The organism is candidate division KSB1 bacterium (assembly GCA_022566355.1).
Classification (GTDB): Bacteria; Zhuqueibacterota; JdFR-76; order JdFR-76; family DREG01; genus JADFJB01.
In genome coordinates this window covers 25,515-34,773 of record JADFJB010000041.1, presented here as the reverse complement: position 1 = coordinate 34,773, position 9,259 = coordinate 25,515, and the positions used below count along the sequence as shown (strand labels likewise).

General features: G+C 39.7%; 9 protein-coding genes. 2 read left to right on the top strand and 7 right to left on the bottom strand.

The features are described from left to right. Positions 1 to 598 (top strand): tetratricopeptide repeat protein (locus tag IIC38_09205; protein ID MCH8126125.1); only part of this gene is annotated, 598 nt, incomplete at its 5' end. Next, positions 595 to 1,032: a hypothetical protein gene (locus IIC38_09200; protein MCH8126124.1), complete on the top strand. Its 438-nt coding sequence runs from the start codon at positions 595 to 597 to the stop codon at positions 1,030 to 1,032. The genes IIC38_09205 and IIC38_09200, both read left to right, overlap by 4 nt. 285 nt (positions 1,033 to 1,317) lie before the next feature. Here the strand turns inward: IIC38_09200 and msrB are convergent, their stop codons facing one another. From msrB to IIC38_09165, 7 genes are all read right to left on the bottom strand, one after another. Further along, positions 1,318 to 2,424 carry a peptide-methionine (R)-S-oxide reductase MsrB gene (gene msrB, locus IIC38_09195; GenBank protein ID MCH8126123.1) on the bottom strand — a complete coding sequence of 369 codons (1,107 nt, stop codon included), beginning with the start codon at positions 2,422 to 2,424 and terminating at the stop codon, positions 1,318 to 1,320. A 250-nt stretch (positions 2,425 to 2,674) separates the two neighbouring features. Continuing rightward, positions 2,675 to 3,928 carry a tryptophan 7-halogenase gene (locus IIC38_09190; GenBank protein ID MCH8126122.1) on the bottom strand — a complete coding sequence of 418 codons (1,254 nt, stop codon included), beginning with the start codon at positions 3,926 to 3,928 and terminating at the stop codon, positions 2,675 to 2,677. Beyond that, the gene (locus IIC38_09185) at positions 3,915 to 4,481 is read right to left on the bottom strand and encodes a hypothetical protein (GenBank protein MCH8126121.1); all 567 of its coding nucleotides are present in this window, start codon (positions 4,479 to 4,481) and stop codon (positions 3,915 to 3,917) included. Before IIC38_09185 ends, IIC38_09190 begins: the two co-directional genes overlap by 14 nt. A gap of 415 nt (positions 4,482 to 4,896) precedes the next feature. Continuing rightward, complete coding sequence (locus tag IIC38_09180; protein ID MCH8126120.1) at positions 4,897 to 5,589, bottom strand: ABC transporter ATP-binding protein; 693 nt, start codon at positions 5,587 to 5,589, stop codon at positions 4,897 to 4,899. A 15-nt stretch (positions 5,590 to 5,604) separates the two neighbouring features. Further along, positions 5,605 to 6,936, bottom strand: coding sequence for a glycosyltransferase family 4 protein (locus IIC38_09175; protein ID MCH8126119.1), 1,332 nt, complete (start codon positions 6,934 to 6,936; stop codon positions 5,605 to 5,607). Between the two features lie 507 nt (positions 6,937 to 7,443). Then, positions 7,444 to 8,913, bottom strand: coding sequence for a sodium:solute symporter family protein (locus IIC38_09170; GenBank protein ID MCH8126118.1), 1,470 nt, complete (start codon positions 8,911 to 8,913; stop codon positions 7,444 to 7,446). Then, positions 8,910 to 9,137, bottom strand: a complete 228-nt coding sequence (locus IIC38_09165; GenBank protein ID MCH8126117.1) for a hypothetical protein — start codon at positions 9,135 to 9,137, stop codon at positions 8,910 to 8,912. Before IIC38_09165 ends, IIC38_09170 begins: the two co-directional genes overlap by 4 nt. Positions 9,138 to 9,259: the final 122 nt, after the last annotated feature.

Sequence of the window (9,259 nt, the reverse complement as noted above, 5' to 3'; positions counted from 1 at the left end):
TAATTTTTATGAGAATTATGGCAATTTGGACAAAGCATTGAAATATTTTGAAGACGATTTAAAATTGACAAAAGAACTCTATGAAGCCAATCCACAAAATGTAGGATTTAAAAACGGCTTGGCAATATCGTTCGAAAAACTCGGATCTACGCACACCTCCCTCGGCAATTTGGACAAAGCATTGAAATATTTTGAAGACGATTTAAAATTGACAAAAGAACTCTATGAAGCCAATCCACAAAATGTAGGATTTAAAAACGGCTTGGCAATATCGTACTCTAAACTCGGATCTACGCACACCTCCCTCGGCAATTTGGACAAAGCATTGAAATATTTTGAAGACGAGACAGTATTATTTGAAGAACTCTATGAAGCCAATCCACAAAATGTAGGATTTAAAAACGGCTTGGCAATATCGTACTCTAAATTGGGATTGTTTTATAGGGATGAAAAAGAAGAACAAAATAAAGCCTTTGAGTACTTTCAAAAAGCAAAACGATTATGGGACGCCTTAGTGCAAGACTTCCCATCTTATATTAAGTTTTTGCAATATCGGGATAAGATAAACAAAGAGTTAGATAATTTTAAAGAGAAATGATTAAAAAGAATACATCAAATAGAATAATGACTTGTCACAAAAGAAACGCGTGCGAGCATTCGCGCTTGCCGCTACCGAGTCTTAATGGTGAAGACAATTATATTATTACAATAGGGACGCCAACTTACCTAAAAAAATATAACAATAAGGATCCCAAGATGGGGCATGCAGTTGCAGCGGAAATGGACCTTGTAAATCAGCGACTAACCGGCTCTGAGGCCGAGAAAGCTACTATACTCCCGATTCTTAGAAATGGCTCAGAAAAGACATCTCTACCGCCGTTATTAGTAAAGAAAGTGTATGCTGATTTTCGAAAAGATGAGTTTTACTTTCTCAGCCTCTTTAAACTATTACTGACAATACATAAGGTTCCTTTCACACATCCAGGCGTTATTGATTTGTTAACAAAATTGGAACCAAAGCAATTTGGATAGTTGTATGTGGTGAACTAGCGCTTATGGTTTCTGCCGGTTCTACAGATGGTCGAGCCTAACAGTTGCTCAAGCTGACAAAAACGCTCCAGCGCTCTCTTCGATCTTGAAGAATTTTGAACTGCATTCGGTTTGAATTGATACTCTAAACAATCAACGGCTTCCCATGTCCCAGATTATCCGGAATCTCAGCGAATTCTTTCACCACTGTAAACAACGGCTCAAAATCCTTGAATTAATTGCCAATTAATCCATCTGTGAAAACAACAATCTCAACGACACTACTAATTATTTTTTAGACAGTTTTTTATATTCGCCATATCCTTCCTTTTCTAAATCTTCTTTTGGAATAAAGCGCAGTGAGGCTGAATTTATGCAATAACGTAATCCTGTCGGTTTAGGTCCATCGTTAAACAGATGTCCAAGATGAGAATCCGCATGTTTGCTTCTCACTTCCGTCCTTTTCATAAAAAGACTTCCATCTTCAATCTCGATAATATTTTCGAGATTAAATGGTTTTGTAAAACTTGGCCACCCCGTACCGGACTTAAATTTATCTCGTGAACTAAAAAGCGGTTCACCGGAAACTATATCGACATAAATTCCTTCTTTTTTATTGTCCCAATATTCATTATTAAATGGCCTTTCCGTACCATCTTGCTGGGTCACTCTATATTGTAATGAAGTCAATTTCTTTTTCAGCTCCGTATCCAAAGGTTTATTGTAAGTATTATTGTTACTTTGGATATTCAAATCTTCTCCCCATATCATTTTTATATAATTATCACGACCGGAATCAGATCTATATGATTTATATCTTGTAGGGTTCTTTTTGTAAAAATCGTGATGGTATTCTTCCGCTTCAAAGAAAGTTGACGCATCGAGAATCTCTGTGACGATGGGTTTATTAAATCGCCCGGATTTTTCCAGCGCTATTTTCGACTTTTCCGCTAATCCTTTTTGTTCGTCGGAATGATAAAAAATGGCTGCTTTGTATTGTGACCCCCTGTCAACAAACTGTCCACCATTATCTGTTGGATCGATTTGCATCCAATAAACATCTAGAAGTTCAGTAAACGTAATTTTATCAGGATCATAAGTTATCTGAACAGCTTCCAGGTGGCCTGTTTTCCCGGAAGTTACTTGTTTATAGGTTGGATTTTCTTTATGTCCACCCGTATAGCCTGGTACTACTTTAAGAACACCTGCCAAATTTTCATAAGGTGGCTCCATACACCAGAAACGTCCACCTGCAAATGTTGCTTTTTCGAACATTGTATTTTTTTCACCGCTTATGCTTTGAGCTTTTTGAGCATTATTGTATTTTTTATTCAAAGCAAATGCACTTATAGCAAATAACACTATCAGTGTGATTATTCCAAAAATGGCTTTCATAATTTTCACCTCATTAATTTTTTAACATGCATTACCAGATATAACAGTTAACAGGAACTCAACATTTCACAATTCTTAAAGTTTCCATTAGTCTTTTTTGAGAGCAAGAAATCAGTAATCAATTGCTCAACCTCTATCCTCTGTAAAGTTTTGTGCAAGACCAAACAATTAATTTGTTTTCCTATTAAACAAAAAAGACTTCACAAAACTATCACCATAAAATAAAAAATTAGTTAATAATTAATTAACCCTACTTAATCAACGGCCTCCCGTGCGCCAGGTTATCCGGGATCTCTGCAAATTCCTTCACCGCTGCGAATAACGGATCAAAATCCTTGAATAAATTGCCGATCAAGCCATCGGTGACATCGCTGCGCAATTCCGGATGTTTCTCAAATAAAGTTCGAAAGCTGAATTCTTTGTCATAAAATGCATAGACCAGTTTGCGCATGGCTTCGATGCCCTGGCAAAGTTTTTCGCCATAATCAACGAATTGATGCGCTGAAACATCGTTTTTCGCAAGAGCTGCGTCCACTGCATCCGCCGCCAGTTCCCCACTTAGCAGGGCGAGCAGAAGTCCGGAAGAAAACACAGGATCGAGAAAGGCGAAGGCATCTCCGGTCAGGATTAAACCGTCACTGGCACAATACTTCGAACGATAGGAATAATCGCCGGTAATTCTAAAAGGGCAGTCCTGTTTTCCTGCAGCAAGATGGTCTTCAATCCAGGCATTTTTTTTAATTTCATTATTGAAAATGATCTCAGGATCTCGCGTTTCTTTGTATACGTAATCCTTATCTGCAACAATTCCGACACCCACCAAATCATCCGGGAGCGGAATATACCAAAACCAACCTTTTTCCGGCAGGTAAGCAATGGTTGTTGCGCCTTCGTCCAGGCCCGGGTCACGTTTGGCGCCTTTGTAATAAGTCCAGATCGACACTTTTTTGAGATTTGGGTCATCGATTCGCCAACCATTCCGAACAATCGACAGGCTATCACGCCCACTGGCATCTATGGTCATTTTTGCTTTGAACTGCTGCATTTCGCCTTTAGAATTCTGCGCCTTCACACCGCTAACCTGGCCATTTTCCCGCAGGAGGTCTTTTACTTTCATGGCTTCGATAACTTCAGCGCCCTTTTCGCGAGCATTGTCGAGAAGCATCAGATCAAACTCACTGCGAACTACCTGCCAGGTGGTGGAAGCATCATGATCGAAATGCTGGAAGAAGTAAAATGGCGCAGACACTTTGCCATTGGTATTGATAAATTGAACGCTGAATTTTTTAGTGAAATGGGACTGTTTCATCTTGTCGATTAAACCGAGCCGCTGCAACGGAAAATAACAATAAGGGATCATGGACTCGCCAATCTTGTAGCGGGGAAATCGCTCCTTTTCCAGAACCAGAACATCCCGGCCGTTCTGTGCCAGTAAGGCAGCTGCCGTAGATCCGGCCGGACCCGCGCCGATTACGATGGCATCAAATTGCTTATCGGTTTTCATCAAATTTGTCTTTGGGTGGCAATATTTCGACGACACTGGCCAGGGATAAATCCTGAAGGTTTCGAATTTGATTTACCCGGCCAAACAATAAATGGGAACCCTGCAGATTTAGGGATCGATTGATCATTTCGTCAGAGTTTATTTGGAAATAACCTTTTGGTTTACTTTTGTATTCGACCAGATACTTTTCCAAAATTGATCCGAGGGGAGTATATGAATTACGGATTTCCATTCTTGCCGCATCGGGGAAAAGAGCCATATTAATTTCAATCGCACCGAATTCGACTATTTTACGATCTTCTCTTAAAAGGGAGACTCTCCTCAGTATGGAATTGCCATCTTCGATGAATTCGATTAAATCCAGGTGAATTTTTTGCCGATGGTGATTTTGTAAGACACTAGTCATATCTTCATTGTGGTACAATAACTGACGGTACGGATCTGGGATTAAGTCCGGTTCGATGAAAGTAAAGGTGGGTAGTTTAATTTCACTTCTTTTGTAAAATTCACCTAATGGATATAAGCCATCGTGTTGGGTGTTTGCTTCGATCATAGATTTATTGTTACCTGATAACTAACCTGGATAATTCATGAACCTTATCACTGTTTTTCGAGATAAGAACATTTCACCATCTTTAATGTTTAACATTCAGCTTTTTCATATGTATGGAAATAGATCCCGTCGAGGAGGCTGTTGCAGAATGCATCCACAGATGATAAAAATTGTCATCCTGAGCGTAGCGAAGGATCTCTGAAATGTCATAAACCCAATAAAATCAAGAGATTCTTCACTTCGTTCAGAATGACATTTCGCCAGATATGTGTATTCTGCGACAGCCTGCGCGGCGGGATGACAGTTTTGGAAGTTTTAATTTTTAACCATGATTCATACCTCTTGGTTCTCTGTGTACTCTGCGATTAAATTTTCAATTTTGTACCTGAAAACATCTAATGTTAACTTAAACACTTTATTCTTCTTTAATTTTTCCTTCGATCAATTTTAATCGTTTTGGAAAACGCCCGGCCAATTCCAGGCTATGAGTTACAACGATCAAAATATTTTGTTCCTCCCGATGTAATTCGAACAATAGATCGGCGATGGCATTCGCATTGGCGTGATCCAAATTCCCGGTTGGCTCATCACACAACAACATAGTTGGCTGATTGATGAGTGCCCGGGCAACGGCGACACGCTGTCGTTCTCCGCCGGAAAGTTCTGCAGGAAGATGATCCAGGCGGTGGGACAACCCAACCTTGTTCAGTAAGTCTTTAGCCCGACTTTCGTAATCATGGCCGTTGGTTTTAAAGGCCAATGTTGGGATCAGGACATTTTCCAAAACCGAATATTGAGGCAGCAAGTAATGATCCTGGAAGATAAATCCTATACTTTTGTTCCTGAACTTTGCAAGTTCCGGTTCAGATAATTCAAATGGTTCCTGCCCGTTAATTTTGAGTTTCCCTGATGTGGGAGTGTCCAAAGTTCCAATAATATGTAATAATGTACTTTTCCCCGATCCGGACGGCCCTGTGACTACTGCAGCAGACCCTCCCGACATTTCCAGAGAAACATCTTGAAGGACATTTACGGTATGGCTTCCCGTGTCAAATTGCTTGCACACATTTAAGACATTCAGAGAAAGCTTTTCTAATTGATCTGACATTAATCCTCTAAATTTTTAATGACTATCTGTTTTAGCACTCATTTTATCTTTTTCAAAAGCACTTAAATACTGCTCAAAAACTGCTAATGTGTCTTCTGCCATGCGATCATCAGAAAAATATTTATGAACAGCTTGCTTGCCTTTTTTACCCATTTCATTTTTATGGTCAGGAAAATCTATTATCTTTTGAATTCCTTCAGCTAAGTCAACAGTTGAACCCGGTTCAACCAGAAGTCCACCTTCTGTCGCTTCAATAATCTCCGGAAAAGCGCCATGCCTGGGCTGCACAACCGGAACGCCATTGGCCAACGCTTCCAAGACGAACAGACCCTTTGGTTCTTTGTAAATCGTTGGAACAGAAAGCACATCGATACTATTCAAAAACTCTATTTTTTGTCTTCGATCCACTTCACCACAGTATTCAAAGTCTTCGGATAAATCCAAAGATTGGATCTTTTTTCGAATGTCTTCAAAATACACATGATCTTTCTTACCCAGGTAACCCGCTGCTTTTAACTTAATTTTCAGGTTCTTATTTTTCGTTGATAATTGATGAAAGGCCTTCACCAATTGATGCAAACCTTTTTCCGGGCAGATCCGGGCAAGGTAACCTATCGTGAAAACGCCATCTTCAAGATTTTTTTGTTGATCTCCATGGCCTTGAAGTTTAATGCCTAGTTTGACTTCATGAATTTTTTCCAGCGCCACATCCAGGTAGTCGGCCATGAATTCGGTGTAATATTCAGATGTGGCAATAAATCCATCCACATCTTTGGAGTTATCCCTGATTAAATTGAAAGCTTGTGTTTTGTACGGTTCGATCAGATCATCAAGAAAAATATCTTCTCCTTGCATCGCGCAAAGCACCGGGACATGCAATTCCTGTTTCAGATATTTGGCCACCCCGACAAACATCGAATTGGTCAATTGAATAATATCCGGTTGGTAAGACTCTTTTAACCATTTTGCCAGTTTTCGCAATTCTTTATTAAACTTACCTTCTTCGCCTTTTAACATTGAAATTGTTAATTCACCCAATTCTTTCGCATCCGTATTTGAACTAAATCGAGAAATCCAATTGAGCAGCGCAGGGGAATCCAACAGCTTATCCAAAAATTCGGGTGTTTTGCGAAATATTGCCGATTTCTGCTGTAAATAAATATTGATTCCACCAAAGAAAATTCGATCGATGCTGACACTTTCCTCGTCAGTTCTGATCGGGGTATAAGTCGGAATCAAGGCGACATCATGCCCTTTTCTAATTAATGCGGCTGCCAGGGTATTATCGTGAATACAACTACCACAATACATCCCCGCTGCTCCGGCTGATATGTATGCGATTTTCATGGAATTATACTATTAACTCAGTAAGGGTTTTTCAATTCTTACTATTCTCATAAAATGTACTGGAAATCCGAATTTCAAATCTCTAAATCCTAAACAAATTACAATGAAATAAATAACAAACTGTTTGTAATTACTGTTAATTAACCTGATCTATCCATAAAAATTGTCACTGGTTTATAAAACTGTCATTCCCGTCCCGCCCAGGCGGGACGGGGGTGACATTTTAGGGGGTTCTCGGACAGCCTGAAAACATTAGGATGATATTTTGGGTAGTACTCGGACACCCTGAAAGCATTCGGTAACGACACCCTGCAGCATCCTGCGCGACGGGATGACATTGGAAGTTTTAAGCTTAAAAACATGATTCATGAATAATCCAGGTTAATTAATTTAATTATTTAATAGTATCATATAATATTATTTGGTTTAAACATTGTTATTTTGAAACTAGTTATTCGGATTTATTGTTTCCATCCTAAAATTATCAGTTATATTTAACAGTCATCGTTAGTTGGTTCCAGGAAAAAATCGTTTAAGCCGACCATCTTCCGGTGGCTTGGTAACCAACGAACCAACTACCATTGCTAAGGCAGATACAACCAACATAACGCCAACCGGCATCATTCCACTTTCCGCAATGGTGTAACCCGGATTCTCCCAACCTTGTTTAAAAAAGTATATCCAAAGAATAACAACACTACTAATCGAAGCCAATGCGCCGTATTTAGTGCTTCGCTTCCAAAAAACGGCTGCAACAACCACCGGCAATAAAGATGCAAAACCGGTGAATGACCACACCGCCAATCTGAAAATACTTCGTTCCATTACCAGTGACAAAATATAGGTAATCCCAATAATAAAAAAAACAAAGGCTCGTCCAAACAATACTTGCTGTTTTTCACTCATTTTATTATGGAAACCATAATGCCTGACAATATCCTGGGTGAACATGGTTCCTAAAGCGAGGGTCTGCGAATCCAACGAAGACATGATGGCGGCAAACACACCGGCAGCTAACAGTCCACCTAAAAAGCCCGGGGCGTACAACGCCACCATTCTTATTAAAACAGAATTCCCCTCGGCGCCTTGCAGATCAGGAAAATCGATATTGCCAAATATCCCCAGTAATACGCTGGGTATCCATACGATTAAAATGCATAGCGGGTAAAACATGATCGTGTAACGAAAGGTCTCTGCCCGTTTAGCTGTAAGCCAATGCATAAATAAATGCGGAAACATCGCAGTCGAAACAGGAATTAGTGTATACGTTAATAACTTAAGTGGTTGGATATGTTCACCCTGGATGAGTAAATCAGGATTGGATTTTGAAATGGTTGCTATGGCAGTTGATAGGCCGCCTAATTTATTCACAATAACAACGAAAGATACAGCTCCTAAAATCATAAATACCAATGTTTGAAATGTATTTACCCAGGCGGTTCCTCTTGCTCCGCTATAAGTTACATACATCATAACCACCAGACAAACCAGCAGTCCTCCTACCCAGGCAGGAATCTGATCATTGGTAATAAGGTTCAAGGTGATGCCACCTCCCATGACACCAATCAACAGGTAAGGAATAACCAATGCCACCAGAACTATGAATAGTAACAAACCAAGTCCATCAGAGCCCCATCGATCACGAAAATATTGAACCTGGGTTAAATAACCAAATTTCTTTCCCAATGCCCACAATCGTGTACCTATGAAAAAAAACACAGTTGGAATCACCAATGCAGAAGATGAAGCCAGCATTGCAAAAACGCCGATACCTACCCGATAGGCTTCTCCGGAAGCCCCAAGAATTGCGAATGCTGTCATATTGGTGCCAAAAAGGGACATCAACAATATAAAAGGACCAATACTTCTGCTGGCGACAAAATAATCTTCACTGGTGCTTTTAAAAAACCTATGGCTGAGAACTCCAATGAGCAGGACGAGAATTAAGTAGGAAAAAATAACCGCAATGATCATTATTCAGATTCCTTCTCTGTAGGCGTCTCAAGATGTTTAGGCCAGAAATACTGCACTGCAATAACCATTAACAAGGAAGCTGCAAAGCACAAAAGGATATGGTAGAACAGGCTAACCGGAATGCCTAAAACCAAATTTGAATTATTCCGTAACCAGAAATCATTATGCAGTAAATACAAAACGAACAATGACAAGAACAACATCCACGAGGGTATTGTTTTTTTCATAGGTGAACTCCGAGTTAATCTATTAGGTTCTTCCGGCGTTACGTTAACTGGCTTTATTATGTAACCATATCTATTTTTTTACAATAAGTTTAGCTTCGTGTCATTGCGAGGAGTGCCGTCCC

What these genes read in the sequence shown, in the direction of transcription:
- msrB (MCH8126123.1), bottom strand. Translation starts at nt 2,424, where the DNA reads ATGAAAGCCATTTTTGGAATAATCACACTGATAGTGTTATTTGCTATA.
- IIC38_09175 (MCH8126119.1), bottom strand. Translation starts at nt 6,936, where the DNA reads ATGAAAATCGCATACATATCAGCCGGAGCAGCGGGGATGTATTGTGGT.
- IIC38_09185 (MCH8126121.1), bottom strand. Translation starts at nt 4,481, where the DNA reads ATGATCGAAGCAAACACCCAACACGATGGCTTATATCCATTAGGTGAA.
- IIC38_09190 (MCH8126122.1), bottom strand. Translation starts at nt 3,928, where the DNA reads ATGAAAACCGATAAGCAATTTGATGCCATCGTAATCGGCGCGGGTCCG.
- IIC38_09180 (MCH8126120.1), bottom strand. Translation starts at nt 5,589, where the DNA reads ATGTCAGATCAATTAGAAAAGCTTTCTCTGAATGTCTTAAATGTGTGC.
- IIC38_09165 (MCH8126117.1), bottom strand. Translation starts at nt 9,137, where the DNA reads ATGAAAAAAACAATACCCTCGTGGATGTTGTTCTTGTCATTGTTCGTT.
- IIC38_09200 (MCH8126124.1), top strand. Translation starts at nt 595, where the DNA reads ATGATTAAAAAGAATACATCAAATAGAATAATGACTTGTCACAAAAGA.